The organism is Methyloversatilis sp. MC4-4, from assembly GCF_049843555.1.
GTDB lineage: Bacteria > Pseudomonadota > Gammaproteobacteria > Burkholderiales > Rhodocyclaceae > Methyloversatilis > Methyloversatilis discipulorum_B.
The window spans coordinates 1,295,121-1,311,777 of record NZ_JBBHZK010000002.1; the positions used below are offsets into that span (position 1 = coordinate 1,295,121).

Sequence of the window (16,657 nt, forward strand, 5' to 3'; positions counted from 1 at the left end):
ACCTCCCCATGTTCGGAAAAATTCTGATCGCGAACCGTGGCGAGATTGCGCTGCGCATCCTGCGCGCCTGCCGCGAGCTGGGCATCCGCACCGTGGCGGTGCACTCCGAAGCCGACACCGAGGCCAAGTACGTCAGACTGGCCGATGAATCGGTCTGTATCGGCCCGGCGCCGTCCGGCCAGTCCTACCTGAATATCCCCGCCATCATTTCGGCCGCCGAAGTGACGGATGCGGAAGCCATCCACCCCGGTTACGGCTTCCTGTCCGAGAACGCCGATTTTGCCGAACGCGTCGAGCGCAGCGGCTTCGTGTTCATCGGCCCGCGCCCGGAAACCATCACGCTGATGGGTGACAAGGTATCGGCCAAGGACGCGATGAAGGCGGCCGGCGTGCCCTGCGTGCCCGGCTCTGAAGGCGCGCTCGGCGACGACCCGAAGGAAATCGTCCGCATCGCGCGTTCCATCGGTTACCCGGTCATCATCAAGGCGGCCGGCGGCGGCGGCGGACGCGGCATGCGTACCGTGCACACCGAGGCGGCGCTGATCAACGCGGTGCAGATGACCCGTGCCGAAGCCGGCGCGGCGTTCAACAACCCCGCCGTGTACATGGAGAAGTTCCTCGAGAACCCGCGCCATATCGAAATCCAGGTGCTGGCCGACGCACACGGCAACGCCGTCTATCTGGGCGAGCGCGACTGCTCCATGCAGCGCCGCCACCAGAAGATCATCGAGGAAGCACCGGCCCCCGGTGTTCCGGCACGGCTGATCGCCCGCGTCGGCGAGCGCTGTGCCGAAGCCTGCCGCCGCATCAACTACCGCGGCGCCGGCACCTTCGAGTTCCTGTACGAGAACGGCGAGTTCTATTTCATCGAAATGAACACCCGCATCCAGGTCGAGCACCCGGTGACCGAACTGATCACCGGCATCGACCTGGTGCAGGAGCAGATCCGCGTCGCTGCTGGCGAGAAGCTGCGCTTCAAGCAGCGCGACATCAAGCTGACCGGCCACGCGCTGGAATGCCGCATCAACGCCGAAGACCCATACAAGTTCACGCCCAGCCCGGGCAAGATCACCGGCTATCACCCGCCGGGCGGCCCCGGCGTGCGCGTCGATTCGCATGTCTATCAGGGCTACACCGTGCCGCCGCACTACGACTCGATGATCGGCAAGGTGATCACCTACGGCGACACGCGCGACCAGGCCATCCGCCGCATGCGCATCGCGCTGTCGGAAATGATCGTCAGCGGCATCAAGACCAATATCCCGCTGCATCAAGAGCTGATGCACGACACCCGCTTCATGGACGGCGGCACCAGCATCCACTACCTCGAGCAGAAGCTCGCGGCGCAGGAAGCGGCCAAGGTCAAATGACCGAATCGCGCGAACAGCCGGACGAGCAGCAGGCGGGCGGGTGGATCACGGTCACGCTGCTGGCCGACTCAGCCAACGCCGAGGCACTGTCCGACGCGCTGCTCGAAGCGGGCGCGCTGTCGGTCGACATCGAGGACGCCGACGCCGGTACGCCGGACGAGAAGCCGCAGTTCGGTGAACCCGGCATGCCGGTCGCCGTCGAGCTGTGGCCGCATTCGCGCATCCACGCGCTGTTCGACCGCGACGCCGACTACGCCACCGCGATGGCCGAAGCGGCCGAGCAGGCCGGCCTGACCGCCCCGCCCCCGTACACGACCTCGCCGCTCGACGAGCAGAACTGGGTGCGCATCACGCAGGCCCAGTTCGAGCCCATTCCGGTTTCGAAGCGGCTGTGGATCGTGCCGTCCTGGCATGACCAGCCCGACCCCGCGGCGATCAACATCACGCTTGACCCGGGCATGGCCTTCGGCACCGGCTCGCACCCCACCACACGGCTCTGCCTCGAGTGGCTGGATTCGGTCATCCGCGGCGGCGAAACGGTGATCGACTACGGCTGCGGTTCCGGCATCCTGGCGCTCGCCGCGGCCAAGCTCGGTGCGGCGCGCGTGACCGGCACCGACATCGATCCGCATGCAATGGACGCCGCGCGCTACAACGCCGAGCGCAACGGTGCCACGCTCGAACTGCTGCACTCGCGCGAGAACATCGACCACACGGCCGACGTCGTGGTGGCCAACATCCTGGCCAATCCGCTCACCGTGCTTGCGCCGCTGCTGTGCGGCCTCACGCGCAGCGGCGGACGCATCGCGCTGTCCGGCATCCTCGCCGCGCAGACCGACATGGTGCGCGCCGCCTATCGCCCGGCCTTCGAACTGGAGGTTGCCGGCGAGCGGGAAGGCTGGGTGCTGCTGACCGGGACGCGCGTCTGATGCTGTCCCGCTGCCCGGCCTGCGCCACCGTCTTCCGCGTCGACACGGTGCAGCTCCGGGCACGCGAGGGCCGCGTGCGCTGCGGTCGCTGCCACACGGTGTTCGACGCGGTCGACGCGATGGTGGACGTGCCGCTCCCGAAAAGCGGCGACACGCCCGCGCCCGCCGTCGCAGCCCTCGCAACGCCGCCCTCCAGCACCGAAATCGAGAACGCTGCACCGGTCCCGGACGAACCGGAACACAGCCACGCCACGCTGACTTTCGCTGCAGAACCAGACATCGAACTGCGGGCGGACGACCCGGCCGCCGTCACCACCGACCGGCTGGACCTCGACGTCGGCAGCGCCGACGCGCCGCCCTCGCCGCAGCCCGGCGACAGCATGGAAGCACTGGTCGAACGCACCACCGACTACTGGCAGACGCGCGTCGACGACACGGCGCCGGCAGACGCCCCCGAGCTCGCCACCGAAAGCGAAGCCCTCGTCGACGACCATCCCGGCACGACCACCACCACTGAGGCGGCGCCCGAGCCCGATCCGGACGTCACGCAGCCGCTGGACATCGTCGAACTTGAAGCCGCGCCGGCCCCCGACGACGACATCGTCGCCGCGCCCGCGCGCGATCCCCTGCTCGACCCGCCGCCAGCGCTCGAACCGGTGCGCGACCCGGCGGTACAGCGCATCCGGCGCGAACTGTATGGCGAGGACCAGGCGCCGCATCGCAGCGCGCTGAAGACGGCGCTGTGGAGCGTGGCCATCCTGCTGCTGGTGCTGCTGGCCGCCGCCCAGCTTGCCTATCTGTTCCGCACCGAACTGGTGATCGCCCAACCGGCCCTCAAGCCACTGTTCGAGCAGGCCTGCGCCCGCCTGGGCTGCATACTGCCGGCGCCGCGTCGCGCCGACCTGATCAGCATCGAATCATCGGAACTGAATCCGGACACCGAACGCGCACCGCTGCTGCGCCTGAATGCGCTGCTGCGCAACGGCGCCACGCACGCGCAGGACTGGCCGCATCTCGAACTGAGCCTGACCGACACCAGCGACCGGCCCATCGTGCGCCGCGTGCTCGCACCTGCCGACTACCTGCCGGCCGACCGCCAGCGCAGCGAATTCGCGGCGGCATCGGAACAGGCGGTCAGCGTGCTGGTCGACCCGACCGACACCAACGCCGGGGGCTACCGCCTCTACGTCTTCTATCCCTGATCGACCGATCGGGCCCCTCGCAGCGCCACGCACCAGGAGGAACACCCCATGACCCAGACCGTCACGCTCGCCGGCAATCCCATCCACCTCGCCGGTCACTTCCCTGCCAAGGGCACCAAGGCGCCCGCCTTCACGCTGGTCGGCACCGACCTGGCCGATGTGTCGCTGGCCAGCCTCGCCGGCAAGCGCAAGGTGCTCAACATCGTGCCCAGCCTGGACACCCCGGTGTGCCAGACATCGACCCGCAAGTTCAACGAACAGGCGGGCAGCATCGCCAACACCGTCGTGCTGGTCATTTCCGCCGATCTGCCGTTCGCGATGAAGCGCTTCTGCGAAACCGAGGGCCTGCAGAACGTGCAGTCGCTGTCGACGCTGCGCGGCCGCGAGTTCATGGCCAATTACGGCGTCGAGATCATTGACGGCCCGCTGGCCGGTCTGACCGCGCGCGCCGTGCTGGTGCTCGACGCCGACGACACCGTGCTGCACGCCGAGCTGGTGCCGGAAATCAAGCAGGAACCCGACTACGCCGCCGCACTGGCTGCGCTGAAGTAAGTCCTTCCGCAGGGCGCCGACCGGCGCCCTGCAACATTTCCGCCTCAAGCTGTGCCGATGCAAGAAAGTCCGTTCAAGGGCAAGACCGGTCTGCGCCGTCTGCTCAATGCCACCCGCTACTCGGCCGAAGGTCTGGGTGCCGCCTTCCGTCACGAAGACGCCTTCCGCCAGGAAGTGATCGCCGCCGTGCTGCTGCTGCCGCTCGCGCTGTGGCTCGGCAACAGCGGTGTCGAACGGGCGCTGATGGTGTTCTCAGTGCTGCTGGTGCTGATCGTCGAGCTGCTCAATTCCGCCGTCGAAGCCACCGTCGACCGCATTTCGCTGGAGAACCACGCGCTGGCCAAACGCGCCAAGGACATCGGCTCGGCCGCCGTCATGGTTTCTCTGCTCAACCTGCTCCTCGTGTGGGCACTTGTGCTGAGCGCCCGATTCTGGAGCGGCTGAGCAGCCGCCGCTCCGGCACCATTCGCCGGAGGCCCCGGCCGCCGCCACGCTGTTTTCCGCCGCCGCCGGGCACGCACACCGCCCTCGGCAGTCATCCGTGATCACTTCCCGTCGCTGTCGCCGCCATCGCCAGCAGGCGCGCAGATCGTTTTCCGGTCCACTCCGGAACCCGATCGTTACAAATGGCCGCAGCAAAGCATTTCGTGGCCTGAATCCGCCGACGCGCTTGCGCTAAACTTGAATTGAAAAGTGCCACGCATCAGGTGGCAACAGATTTGCGTACGCTCAGCGCCCGGCCCCAGCGCGAAGCTTTCGAGTACGGCAGAACAGGCGCAGCCAGGGGGGCGCACCACGATGGTTCGCGAATTTGCATTCCCAGCAGCACCCGCACCGGGTCTTCCGGGCGGCGAGGTCGCAGGCACGCGACGGGGAAAGAGCGAGCGCGACGCCGATGCCATAGGCATCCCCGCCTTCCCCGACCTGTTCGAGGGCATCGCCGACGCCCTGCTTCTGATGACGCCGCGCGGCGTGATCATGCACATGAACGGCGCGGCGAGTGAACTGCTGGGCTACCGCCCCGCGGAAGTCGCCGGCAAGCACGTATCCATGCTCTACCCGCCGTCCGAAGAGACGCGCATCCAGGCCTGTTTCGACGAACTGGCGATGCGGCGCAGCACGCGCTACCTCGACGGCGTGGCGCTCACCCGCGACGGTGAAACGGTCGCGGTCGACGTCGTCGGCTCGCGCATCGAGTTCGCCGGCGGGCCCGCGGTCATCGCGGTCGTGCGCGACATCCGCGAACGCAAGCAGGCCGAAGCCGCGTTGCGTGCAGCGCAGGAGCGCTTCTATCTGCTGGCCGAGCACATTCGCGAAATCTTCTGGGTCAGCGACCCGCACACGCGTGCGCTGTACTACGCCAGCCCCGCCTTTTCGGACATCAGCGCACTGCCGAACGGCGAACAGCCCGGCGACCTGAACGGCTGGGCACAGGCGGTGGCACCGCCCGACCGATCGCGTTTCGAAACCTTTCTTGCTGCCCAGGCGCAGGGCGAGGTGGCGCAAGTCGAGGTGCGCGTCGCCGACCGCAAAGGCGGCCTGCGCTGGCTGCACTGCCGCGCCTTCCCGTGGCAGGCGCAGGACGGCCATGCACGCGTGGCCGGCGTCGCCGAGGACATCACGGCGCGCAAGGAAGCCGAGGCGCACCGGCTGGCGCAGGCCGAACGGCAGCGCGAAACGCTGGTGCGTGAGGCGCACCACCGCATCAAGAACAGCCTGCAGGGCGTGGTCGGACTGCTGCGCCGCTGCGCCGGGCAGCACCCGGCGCTCGCCCATGCGCTGACCGGCGCCATCAGCCAGGTTCGATCGATCGCCGTCATCCACGAGCTACAGGGCAGTCAGGCCGGTGCACCGGTCCAGCTCGGCGAATTCCTGCGCATGATTGCCGGCAGCATCGAAGGCCTGTTCGACGCCCGGGTGAAGCTCGACGTGCGCGACCTCAGCGCCTTCGAACTTCGCCTGGCCGACAGCGAAGCGGTGCCGCTGGCCATCGTGCTCAACGAGCTGCTGATGAATGCGGTGAAGCACCGGCAGATCGACCGCGACGCCGGCGTGGACGTCGAGCTGTCGACGGACGACGACGGCGCACTCATCGTCATCGGCAACGGCGGCGAGCTGCCGCCCGGCTTCGATTTCGCCGCGCGGCGCGGCCTCGGCCAGGGCCTCGAACTGCTGGCCGCGCTGCTGCCGACCGAGCACGCCACACTGGATTTTCGCCAGCAGCCGGGACGCGTACTGACGCGCCTCGCGCTGCGGCCACCCATCATTACGTTTGACGAGACCCGCGACCATGCACACATACGACGACACCAGCCCGCAACTGCTGCTGGTTGAAGACGACCGGCTGAACGCAGCCACGCTGGGCGACGGGCTGCGCGCTCACGGCTACGGCGTCCATGTCGCACGCTCGGCCGAAGAGGCGCTGGCGCTGCTCGGGACGACGCGCATCGATCTGGTCATCCTCGACGAGAAGCTGCCGGGCATGACCGGACTGGAGTTCGCGGCGGTACTGCGCGAGCACCATGGCCTGCCGCTGATCTTCCTGACCGCCTTCGGCGATCCGGGTCGGGTGCGCAGCGCCATCGAACGCGGTGCGCTGGCCTATCTGGTCAAGCCGCTCGACGTCGAACAACTGCTGCCCACGCTGCGCACCGCACTGGCGCGCTCGGAAGAGCTGCGCCAGCTGCGCAGTACCGGCCAGCACCTGCAGCGCGCGCTCGACGAGCGGCGCGAAATCAGCATCGCCGTCGGCATCCTGATGGAGCGTATGCGCATAGACCGCCAGCCCGCCTTCGAAATGCTGCGCAAGACGGCGCGCGCGCAGCGCCGACGCATCGAAGACGTCGCCAAGGACATGATGCAGCCGCTTGCCGGCGGTACGCCCCGAGCCGGCGCCGGTCAGTAGCCCTCGGTCTCCCGGGAGAGGATCGTGACGACAGGCCTCAAGCAGCCCTGTGCGCGAACCGTAAGCAGCAGAAGAAGGCGCGTCGCAGAGCGCGCAGAAGGGCCCGAACCCCGCCCGACATTCAATGCATCCTGACCCGGACACACCGGTTCAGGACGCTGCCATGTAGACCGGGGGATGCACGATGGCCGTCGTTTCCGCACTGTTCAGCTGCAGCGCCATGGACATGCCATGCACGCAGCACGTTTCCTTCCCTGATGCCTTCAGCGTCGCCGTCGGCGACGCACCGCAGGCTGCAACGACGGCATTGCTCAGGCTTTCCCACGAGGGCCGGATCATCGACCACACCGGCTGGCCCGACACCCTGACCGACGTCCGTGGGCAGCCGGTGCACCGTGTGTTCCGCGAACTCGACAACGACGGCCAGTCGGGCTGGCCCGCCTTCCGGGCCGGTTGCGGCAACGCGGTGAGCCGGCAGATCTGGCATCTGCATGACGGAGGTCGTCCGGTCTGCGTCGAGTGCGCCCCGCTGCCCGGCGACGCGAGCGGTCACTGGCTGCTGCGCGTGAGCCACGGCACGCCGGAGGACGCCGCGCAGCGCGAACTTCGCCTGCTGGCGCGCGCGGCGCACCAGGCCGGCGACGCGGTGCTGATCACCTGTGCCGGCGGCCTGATCGAGTACGTGAATCCAGCGTTCGAGCGCAGTACCGGCTACTCCGCAGAGGAAGTGCTGGGGCGCTCGCCCGGTCTGCTGAAATCGGGCCTGCACGGCCCCGACGTCTATGCCCGACTGTGGCGTGCACTGCGCAGCGGCGAGGTGTTCCGCATGGTGTTCACCAACCGGCGCAAGAACGGCGAGCTCTATCACGAAGAGAAGACGATCAGCCCGATCCGCGACGCACAGCAACGGATCAGTCACTACGTCGCCACCTCGCGCGACGTCAGCGAACGCATCCGCGCGCAGGACCAGCTGGAGTATCTGGCAGGCATGGACGCGCTGACCGACCTGCCCAACCGCCGGCTGTTCACCGACCGGCTGCGCCAGGCCATGCGCCGCGCCATGCGCACCGAGTGCCCGCTGGCCGTGCTGTTCATCGACCTCGATCGCTTCAAGGTGATCAATGACACCTTGGGCCACAGCGTCGGCGACGCGCTGCTGACCGAGGTCGCCGCACGGCTACGCGGCTGCGTGCGCGCCTCGGACACGGTGGCTCGATTGGGTGGCGACGAGTTCACCGTGCTGCTGGAAGAGACCGGCGATCGCGCCGCCGTCACCGAGATCGCGGAGAAGATACTGGCGGCCCTTGCCGAAGGCGTGCGCGTACAGGGGCGCGAGTTCTTCGTCAGCGCCAGCGTCGGCATCGCGCTGTTTCCGGAGAACGGTCACTCGGTCGACGAACTGCTCAGCCGCGCCGACCTGTCGATGTACCGCGCCAAAGCGGCGGGCCGCAACACCGTGCGCTTCTACGACCAGAGCATGGATGCGCACGCGCACACCAATCTGTCGGCGGAGATCGCGCTGCACGGCGCGCTCGAACGGCGCGAGTTCTTCCTCGTCTATCAGCCCATCATCGACACCCGCACCGGCCGCGTGGCGACGGTCGAGGCGCTGCTGCGCTGGAACAGCCCGACCGAGGGTGTGGTGCCGCCTGACCGCTTCATTCCGCTGCTGGAGGAAACCGGACTCATCGTGCCGGTCAGCCGCTGGTCGCTGCGCGAAGCGCTGCGCGACCTGCGCATGCTGCAGGCGACACAGCCGCAGCTGCACCTCGCCTTCAACCTTTCGGGCCGGCAGTTGCGGGACGACGACCTGGTGAGCGACATCGCCGGCGCGCTGCGGGAAGCCGGTGTCGATCCGCGCATGCTGGAGCTGGAGATCACCGAAAGCACGCTGATGGAGGACATCCCGCGCACCACCGACATTCTCGGCGCGCTCGACACCATGGGCATCAGCCTCGCCATCGACGACTTTGGCACCGGCTACTCGTCGCTCGCCTATCTGATGCGCTTTGCGGTGCGCACACTGAAGATCGATCGCAGCTTCGTGAGCCAGCTGCGCAGCAGCTCCGACGCCGTCACCATCGTGCGCGCCATCACCTCGCTGGCCGACAGCATGGGGCTGGATATCGTGGCCGAGGGTGTGGAAACGCCGGGGCAACTGGCGCAGCTGACCGAGCTCGGCTGCCACCGCCTGCAGGGCTATCTGTTCAGCCGGCCGGTGCGACCGGACGAACTGCTGCGCCTGAACTGCTTCCACCCGGCCTCGCCGCAGGCCTGAAAAAAAAGAAACCGGCAGGTGCGCGCCAGGAGGAGCTGGCTGCACGTGCCGGTGAAGGTGAGGAGAGTTGGTTGTCGCGGCGCTCGCACCGCGACTTGCGCATCCGGCGGGAATGCACCCCGCATTCCCGCTTGCTCCGCCTTAGTACGTCATTCGCCGATTCAGGCAAGGCAGAGCGATTATCAGCAAGCGCCACCGGCCGGGCAATTCTCAAGAGGGAGTAAGCCATTCTGGGTAGGCATGCGCGGACAGCCTGGGACCGCGACGCCAAAAGAAAACCGGCATCGACAACCCCCGCAGGAGTGGCCGATGCCGGCAAGTGCGGACGTCGTTCCGCGGCCGTCACGCGAGCGCGCGACGGCTCCGCTGCATCAATACACCGCCATGTTGTGCGCGATGATCACCACCGCGACGCCGGCAGCCAGCGTGATGTAGGGCAGGATGCCGGCACGCTTGCCGCCTTCCGCCAGCTGGTCGTTCAGGTGCATGTCCTCCAGCATCGCGTCCGGGAACTTGCCCTTGTCCTGCACGTAGTGGCGGTACAGGAAGACCGGGATGATCAGCGAGGCGAACACCAGGCCGGCGGTCAGCGTACCCGCGCCGTAGATGTCTGCACCGAGGCCCATCAGCGCGAGGTTGACGAAGCCCAGCACGACACCGATGCCGAGGATGATTTTCGGCGCCTTGAACGGACGCTCCCAGTCCGGACGGTCGATGCGGTGAATCCAGCCGGAGTTCAGGTTCAGGAAGTTGAACATGATGTAGCCGACGTTGGAGCAGGCCAGCACGAACACATAGTCCGACATCAGCAGCAGGATCAGGTTGAAGCCCAGATCCGTCCACATCGCGCGGGTCGGCGCGCCGTGCTCATTGACGTGCGACAGGTAGCGCGGCAGCCAGCCATCGACCGAAGCCTGGTACAGCGTGCGCGACGAACCGGCCATCGAGGTCATGATGGACAGCAGCACCGCCAGCACCAGCATGACGACCAGCACGTTGGCCACGATCTCGCCGCCGCCGACCATGTGCGACATCACGTTGGCCACACCCATGCCACTGTAGACATCGGGTGCCAGCATGCCGCTATAGACCGCCGGCGTGCTCACCGTGCCGTCCGCTTCGACCACCGGCGGCGTCACCACCTCACCCAGGCCGAGATGGCCCTGGAAGGCGAGCGGCACCAGCGTGAACACGACGATGCACAGCAGACCCGAGTAGAAGATGGCCTTGAAGGTGTCCTTCTTCGGATCCTTGAACTCGCGGGTGTAGCAGACTGCGGTCTCGAAACCGTAGGTCGACCAGGCCGCGATGAACAGGCCACCCGCCATCAGCGTGACGCCCGCCATGTTCCAGGTGCCATCGACCACTAGACCGTTCTCGTAGGCGATGGGCACCATCGGCGAGAAGTGGGTCGACGGCATGTCACCGGACAGCAGCGGCACCAGCGCGATCAGCATCAGCGGAATCAGCGCCGTGACGCCGAGTACCATGGTCGTGCGTGCCGACCGCAGGATGCCGCCGTGCTGGATGCCGAACACCGCCAGCAACAGCACGACGCCGACCAGGAAGGTCGCGTTGATGCGCAGTTCGAGCCCGGACTTGATGAAGCTCAGGTCGAGCAGCGTCAGCTGCCAGGTGTTGATCGCCGCATCGGCCGGGAACAGCGCGCCGAGGATGTAGCCGGCCGCCAGACCGGAACCGATGGCAAGCACCGGCGACCAGGCGAACCAGTTACACCACACCGACACCGGCGCGATGATCTTGCTGTAACGCACCCAGGCGACCGCGCCATACACCGAAGCGCCACCCGACTTGTGCGGGAACAGGCCGGCGATTTCGGCATAGGTGAAGGCCTGTATGAAGCCGAAGCCGATCGACAGCGCCCACACCATCCACGACGGCTTGCCGACGGTGGCGGCGATGGCGCCGATGGAAAACAGCACCAGCGCCGGCACGCCGCTGGCCACCCAGAACGCACCGGTCCAGTCGATCTTCCGGTGCAGTGAAGCACTTTCGGCGCGGCTGGCCGACCGTACCGGCGCCGCTCCGATCACATCCGCATTGCTGCTCATGTCATATCCCCCTTGTGCGCAAGGGGCCGCATCGCTGCGGCCCCCTGGTCATCAGAACGTGCGCTTCACGTAGATCAGCCACTTGCTGTCGCCGGTGTCCTTGCAGCGGATGCCGTTGTCGCAGATCGTGTAGAAGTTCTTGTCCGCATTGGTGTCGACGTACGCCACCGCCGCCTGCCAGCCCCCCTCGAAGTTCTTCGTCACGCCCACCTTCCAGTCCGTGAAGTCGTAGTCGTCGTAGTTCTTCACCTTCTGGTGACCCACATGAACGTTGGCGATCCACGACGGCATGAACTCGTAGTTCGCGTTCAGCTCGATGTAGTCCGATCCGTCCGAATCCGCTCCGAATGCCTTCTTGCTGAAACCGAAGTAGTCGGTCACCGCGTACGAGTACTTCAGCTGGATGAACTTCCACGTCACCGCCGCGTTCAGTTCCAGCGTGTTCAGGCTCTCGCCCGACGGATCGTACTTGCCGCCCGGGAAAATAAACTGCAGGAAGCCGACATCGAAGGTCCAGTCATCGATGGTCTTGGCAAAGCCGCCATAGACGTCGATCTCGCCGGTCGCGTTCGACAGCGCCAGGTCGCTCACATTGGTGCCCCAGATGCCCAGGTAGGCGCCACTCGAGTGCGCGAGGTCGAAACCGCCCTGCACCGCCGGATTTTCCTGCGTGTAGCTGATGCCGCGGAAGATGTACTGCGAGAACAGGCCCACATTGGCACTGATCGTGTAGGCCGGTGCGGCGGCTTCTTCTGCCTGGGCACAGAACGGTACGGCGAGCAGGCCCAGCAATACGGCGCTCAGGGTGTTGCGGTGACGTCGGTGGTTATGCACGGTGTTCTCCCTCTGTTGATCCACGGTTTCGGGCGATCTGAAAAAGCGGACGGCCTGCCCATAGCTGTCCGGTTGTGAGTCGGCGCGCGACCTGGCGTCGTTGCCGGATGCGACCCTGATACTCGGAAACGGGTGTGGCGAAGAATCTGCACCGGCCGCAACGCTGCGACTGGCGGGAGTGCTGAAGGAAGAAGTGCGGAAGGGGTCCGGAGAGGCGTGTCCGTGATCGGCGTCAAAACGGCAGCAGCACTGCGTCACCCTGATCTCCCCGCACTTCGCGACCGGCTGACGTTGCGCGGTCGTCTCGATGTGGGTCCGATTATTGGAAGCGGGCCGCCGTCGGAACAATTCTCACAAGGGATTACCTCTTTGGGGGTAAGCAGGGGCTAGGGGTCAGGGGCTGGGGGCTAGAGGGGCCGCGCCCTGACCTCGTGTGGCGCAGCCACACCTGTTCCCTAGTCCCCGATCCCTAGCCCCTAGTCCCTCGACTCACCCGCCCCTTACCCCTTAAGAGGTAATCCCTCTTGAGAATTGTGGGCATTGGTCCGCCTTCGCATCATTCGCCGCACCTGAGACGCGGCGAATGCACGACGTCCAGCGACCGACCGGGCGGCCGAGAGCATGCCGCGGTCGTATCCAGAACGGACCACACAAGAGGGATACAGATCATGAAGAAGCGCGTTGCCATCATCGGCGCCGGCCCCAGCGGCCTGGCCCAGCTCCGGGCCTTCCAGTCCGCCCAGGCCAAGGGCGCCGACATTCCGGAAATCGTGTGCTACGAAAAGCAGTCGGACTGGGGCGGCATGTGGAACTACACCTGGCGCACCGGCCTGGACGAGCACGGCGAGCCGGTGCACGGCAGCATGTACCGCTATCTCTGGTCGAACGGCCCGAAGGAGTGCCTGGAATTCGCCGACTACACCTTCGACGAACACTTCGGTCGCCCGATGGGTTCCTACCCTCCGCGTGAAGTGCTGTGGGACTACATCAAGGGCCGCGTCGAGAAGGCCGGTGTGCGCAAGTACATCCGCTTCAACACCGCCGCCCGCAACGTCACCTTTGACGACGCGACGAAGAAGTTCACCGTCACCGTGCACAACTACGACCAGGACGTGACCTACTCGGAAGAGTTCGACTACGTCATCGTCGCCAGCGGCCACTTCTCGACGCCGAACGTGCCCTACTTCCCGGGCTTCGAAACCTTCGGCGGCCGCGTGCTGCACGCGCACGACTTCCGTGACGCGCTTGAATTCAAGGGCAAGGACGTGCTCATCGTCGGCGCCAGCTACTCGGCGGAAGACATCGGCTCGCAGTGCTACAAGTACGGCGCCCGTTCGATCACCAGCTGCTACCGCACCAACCCGATGGGCTACAAGTGGCCCGACAACTGGGAAGAGAAGCCGCAGCTGCTGCGCGTCGAGGGCAAGACCGCCCACTTCGCCGACGGCACCAGCAAGCACATCGACGCCGTCATCCTGTGCACCGGCTACAAGCACCACTTCCCCTTCCTGGCGGAAGAACTACGCCTGAAGACCGACAACCGTCTGTGGCCGCTCAATCTGTACAAGGGCATCATGTGGGAGGACAACCCGCAGCTGATGTACCTCGGCATGCAGGACCAGTGGTACAGCTTCAACATGTTCGACGCCCAGGCCTGGTACGCCCGCGACGTCATCCTCGGCCGTCTGCCGGTGCCGTCGTACGAAGAGATGCACGCCGAAGACATGAAGTGGCGCGAAGAGGAACTGACGCTGGAAGACGCCCAGCAGATGTTCGAATTCCAGGGCAAGTACATCCAGCACCTGATCGACGCCACCGACTACCCGAGCTTCCCGATTCCCGAGGTCAACCAGACCTTCCTCGAGTGGAAGAAGGACAAGTACGAAGACATCATGGGCTATCGCAACAAGTGCTACCGCTCGCTGATGACCGGCACCATGGCCACGCCGCACCACACGCCCTGGCTGGACGCGCTGGACGACTCGCTCGAGGCCTATCTGAACGAGCCGGCCTCGACCGAGCAGGCCTGACGGCCCGGGGCCCACGGGTGACACGCCCGTGACCGACCAACCCTGATGCGACCTGACCTGCCCGGCCACAACCGGGCACGTCGGGTCGCGGGTGCTTCCATGACATGAACACGATCGTCGAACCTTCGCTGAATCCGGCGACTGCCGCGCGAACGCGTGCACGCCACGTCCGTCACGTCGCCCCAGGCGGCGCGGCGGTGTCCTTCGACCTCGCCGCCGGCGACCGCCTCACGCTGACCGACCCCGAAGGCCTGCAGCCGGGGCTGCTCTACGTCGCCGGCCCGGCCGGCATCGCCTCAGCCATGCTGCCCGGCCTGCTCGTCGCCACGCCGGCCGATGTGCCGGCCTTCGCCCGCGCGCTGCTCAGCGGCGCGCCGGCCGGCTGGAGCCTGGTCTGTGCCGAAGTGTTCGGCAGCGACGGGCTGCCCGGCGGCCAGCGCGTCGTCACCGCACCGGGCGCCGTGCGCTGCGCGCTGCACGCGCCGGGCGAGGACATGCAACCGGACGCGCAGAACGCGCCAACCGAACTGATCGCCGACATCGAGTGCGCCGAACCGGTGGCCGGCATCGCGCCGCCGCCGCTGGCACCGCCGGTGCTCGACCTGCGCATCGCCGCCGGCACCGCCCAGGCCTACCACGTGAAGGCCGGCGACTACATCCAGGTGATCGACGTCGACGGCCGACAGTGCTCCGACTTCCTCGCCTTCGACGCCGCCGCTCTGGCGCAGGGTCAGGAATACGACCTCGACCCGACCACCACGCGCACGCTGATGGGTTCGGCCAGCCCCGGCCCCGGCCTGCTGAACAAGTACTACGACGAGCGCCAGATGCCGCTGGTCGAGGTGATCCGCGACACGGTCGGCCGCCACGACACCTTCATGCTGGCCTGCAGCGCGAAGTACTACGACGACATGGGTTACCCCGGTCACGCCAACTGCAGCGACAACTTCAACAACGCACTCGAACCGCACGGCGTGGCGCGTCGTGCAGGCTGGCCGGCGATCAACTTCTTCTACAACACCATCGTCAATCACGACGACAGCATCAGCCTGGACGAACCGTGGTCGCGCGCTGGCGACTACGTGCTGCTGCGCGCGATGACCGACCTGGTCTGCGCCTCTTCGTCCTGCACCGACGACATCGACCCGGCCAACGGCTGGAACCCGACGGATATCCACGTGCGGGTCTATGACGCCTCGAACAACTTCTCCAAAGGGATCGCACACCGCATGACGCCCGACGCCGCCCCCAAACTGACCCGCGAGACCGGCTTCCACGCCCGCACCTCCGCGCTCACCCGCCGCATGGTCGAGTACCGCGGCTTCTGGCTGCAGGACTCGTTCTCGTCCAACGGCCCGATCGACGAATACTGGGCCTGCCGCGAACGCGCGGTGATGATCGATCTGTCCGCGCTGCGCAAGTTCGAAATCACCGGCCCGGACGCCGAACAGCTGCTGCAGCTGGCCACCACCCGCAACATCCGCAAGCTGGCGGTCGGCCAGATCGTCTACACCGCACTCTGCTACGAGCACGGCGGCATGATCGACGACGGCACCGTGTTCCGCCTGTGCCAGAACAATTTCCGTCTGGTGTGCGGCGACGACTACTGCGGCGTGTGGCTGCGCGAACTCGCGGCCAAGCACAACCTGCGTGTGTGGGTGAAGTCCTCCACCGACCAGCTGCACAACCTGTCGGTGCAGGGCCCGAAGTCGCGCGACATCCTGCGCGAAATCGTCGTCACGCCGCCGGGCAATGCGTCGATGGACGAACTGAAGTGGTTCCGCCTGACCGTGGGCAAGATCGACGGCCTGCCGGTCGTCGTGTCGCGCACGGGTTACACCGGCGAACTGGGCTACGAAGTGTGGTGCCACCCGAAGCACGCGGTTCAGGTGTGGGACGCCATCGCCAAGGCGGGCGAACCGCACGGCATCGCGCCGATGGGCCTGGCCGCGCTCGACATGCTGCGCATCGAAGCGGCGCTCATCTTCGCCGAGTACGACTTCTGCGACCAGACCGACCCGTTCGAAGCCGGCATCGGTTTCGCGGTGGCCGCCGACAAGGAGGATGACTACGTCGGCAAGGCCGCGCTGGAACGCCGCAAGGCCCACCCGGCGCGCGTCATGGTCGGTCTGGACATCGAAGGCACTGAACTGGTGGCGCACGGTGACCCGATCTTCAACGGCCGCGCACAGATCGGCCAGATCACCAGCACCACGCGCTCGCCCATCCTCGGCAAGACCATCGCGCTGGCGCGGCTGGACGTGTCGGCGGTCGAGCTGGGCGCCACGGTGGAGATCGGCAAGCTGGACGGCCACCAGAAGCGCATCAAGGCCACCCAGGTGAAAACCTCGCACTACGACCCGACCAAGGCCCGCGTGCGCGCCTGATCGCAGTACGCCGGCCGCAGGGCGCGGGGCGGCGAAAGCCGTTCCGCGCCTTTTTCATTCCCGCGATGGAAATCCGCGGCGCCTGCGCCGGCGCGGTG

Annotated in this window: 12 protein-coding genes; 10 read left to right on the forward strand and 2 right to left on the reverse strand. The window is 66.8% G+C overall.

What is annotated here, in order from left to right:
* Positions 1-8: 8 nt before the first annotated feature.
* From accC to WDZ97_RS12980, 8 genes are all read left to right on the forward strand, one after another.
* Positions 9-1,370, forward strand: coding sequence for an acetyl-CoA carboxylase biotin carboxylase subunit (gene accC, locus WDZ97_RS12945; protein ID WP_304013155.1), 1,362 nt, complete (start codon positions 9-11; stop codon positions 1,368-1,370).
* Positions 1,367-2,299 (forward strand): 50S ribosomal protein L11 methyltransferase, encoded by a 933-nt coding sequence (prmA, locus tag WDZ97_RS12950; protein ID WP_425762980.1) that lies wholly within the window; start codon positions 1,367-1,369, stop codon positions 2,297-2,299. Before accC ends, prmA begins: the two co-directional genes overlap by 4 nt.
* Entirely contained in the window at positions 2,299-3,501 is a 1,203-nt protein-coding gene (locus WDZ97_RS12955; RefSeq protein WP_425762981.1) for a DUF3426 domain-containing protein, read from the forward strand. The genes prmA and WDZ97_RS12955 overlap by 1 nt, the downstream gene beginning before the upstream one ends.
* Positions 3,502-3,549: 48 nt before the next feature.
* A complete protein-coding gene (tpx, locus tag WDZ97_RS12960; RefSeq protein WP_425762982.1) occupies positions 3,550-4,053 on the forward strand; it encodes a thiol peroxidase in 504 nt (167 codons plus the stop codon).
* 57 nt (positions 4,054-4,110) lie between these two features.
* Positions 4,111-4,497, forward strand: coding sequence for a diacylglycerol kinase (locus WDZ97_RS12965; protein ID WP_020163257.1), 387 nt, complete (start codon positions 4,111-4,113; stop codon positions 4,495-4,497).
* Positions 4,498-4,851: 354 nt separating this feature from the next.
* Positions 4,852-6,387 carry a sensor histidine kinase gene (locus tag WDZ97_RS12970; RefSeq protein WP_425762983.1) on the forward strand — a complete coding sequence of 512 codons (1,536 nt, stop codon included), beginning with the start codon at positions 4,852-4,854 and terminating at the stop codon, positions 6,385-6,387.
* Positions 6,344-6,958, forward strand: a complete 615-nt coding sequence (locus WDZ97_RS12975) for an ANTAR domain-containing response regulator (RefSeq protein ID WP_425762984.1) — start codon at positions 6,344-6,346, stop codon at positions 6,956-6,958. The genes WDZ97_RS12970 and WDZ97_RS12975 overlap by 44 nt, the downstream gene beginning before the upstream one ends.
* Positions 6,959-7,142: 184 nt before the next feature.
* On the forward strand, positions 7,143-9,236 hold the full coding sequence (locus WDZ97_RS12980; protein ID WP_425762985.1) for a putative bifunctional diguanylate cyclase/phosphodiesterase: 2,094 nt from the start codon (positions 7,143-7,145) through the stop codon (positions 9,234-9,236).
* A 371-nt stretch (positions 9,237-9,607) separates the two neighbouring features.
* On the opposite strand, the gene WDZ97_RS12985 is transcribed toward WDZ97_RS12980, so the two are convergent.
* Both WDZ97_RS12985 and WDZ97_RS12990 read right to left on the reverse strand, forming a co-directional pair.
* Positions 9,608-11,308 carry an APC family permease gene (locus tag WDZ97_RS12985; RefSeq protein WP_425762986.1) on the reverse strand — a complete coding sequence of 567 codons (1,701 nt, stop codon included), beginning with the start codon at positions 11,306-11,308 and terminating at the stop codon, positions 9,608-9,610.
* Positions 11,309-11,359: 51 nt separating this feature from the next.
* Entirely contained in the window at positions 11,360-12,142 is a 783-nt protein-coding gene (locus WDZ97_RS12990; protein WP_425762987.1) for a TorF family putative porin, read from the reverse strand.
* A gap of 668 nt (positions 12,143-12,810) precedes the next feature.
* Between WDZ97_RS12990 and WDZ97_RS12995 the strand changes: the two genes are divergently transcribed.
* Together WDZ97_RS12995 and WDZ97_RS13000 are read left to right on the forward strand one after the other, a co-directional pair.
* Positions 12,811-14,172, forward strand: a complete 1,362-nt coding sequence (locus WDZ97_RS12995; protein ID WP_425762988.1) for a flavin-containing monooxygenase — start codon at positions 12,811-12,813, stop codon at positions 14,170-14,172.
* 104 nt (positions 14,173-14,276) lie between these two features.
* On the forward strand, positions 14,277-16,559 hold the full coding sequence (locus tag WDZ97_RS13000; RefSeq protein ID WP_425762989.1) for a DUF1989 domain-containing protein: 2,283 nt from the start codon (positions 14,277-14,279) through the stop codon (positions 16,557-16,559).
* Positions 16,560-16,657 lie beyond the last annotated feature (98 nt).

Bases quoted from the DNA above. Each gene is read 5' to 3' on its own strand.
- accC (WP_304013155.1), top strand. From the start codon at position 9: ATGTTCGGAAAAATTCTGATCGCGAACCGTGGCGAGATTGCGCTGCGC.
- prmA (WP_425762980.1), top strand. From the start codon at position 1,367: ATGACCGAATCGCGCGAACAGCCGGACGAGCAGCAGGCGGGCGGGTGG.
- WDZ97_RS12955 (WP_425762981.1), top strand. From the start codon at position 2,299: ATGCTGTCCCGCTGCCCGGCCTGCGCCACCGTCTTCCGCGTCGACACG.
- tpx (WP_425762982.1), top strand. From the start codon at position 3,550: ATGACCCAGACCGTCACGCTCGCCGGCAATCCCATCCACCTCGCCGGT.
- WDZ97_RS12965 (WP_020163257.1), top strand. From the start codon at position 4,111: ATGCAAGAAAGTCCGTTCAAGGGCAAGACCGGTCTGCGCCGTCTGCTC.
- WDZ97_RS12970 (WP_425762983.1), top strand. From the start codon at position 4,852: ATGGTTCGCGAATTTGCATTCCCAGCAGCACCCGCACCGGGTCTTCCG.
- WDZ97_RS12975 (WP_425762984.1), top strand. From the start codon at position 6,344: ATGCACACATACGACGACACCAGCCCGCAACTGCTGCTGGTTGAAGAC.
- WDZ97_RS12980 (WP_425762985.1), top strand. From the start codon at position 7,143: ATGGCCGTCGTTTCCGCACTGTTCAGCTGCAGCGCCATGGACATGCCA.
- WDZ97_RS12985 (WP_425762986.1), bottom strand. From the start codon at position 11,308: ATGAGCAGCAATGCGGATGTGATCGGAGCGGCGCCGGTACGGTCGGCC.
- WDZ97_RS12995 (WP_425762988.1), top strand. From the start codon at position 12,811: ATGAAGAAGCGCGTTGCCATCATCGGCGCCGGCCCCAGCGGCCTGGCC.
- WDZ97_RS13000 (WP_425762989.1), top strand. From the start codon at position 14,277: ATGAACACGATCGTCGAACCTTCGCTGAATCCGGCGACTGCCGCGCGA.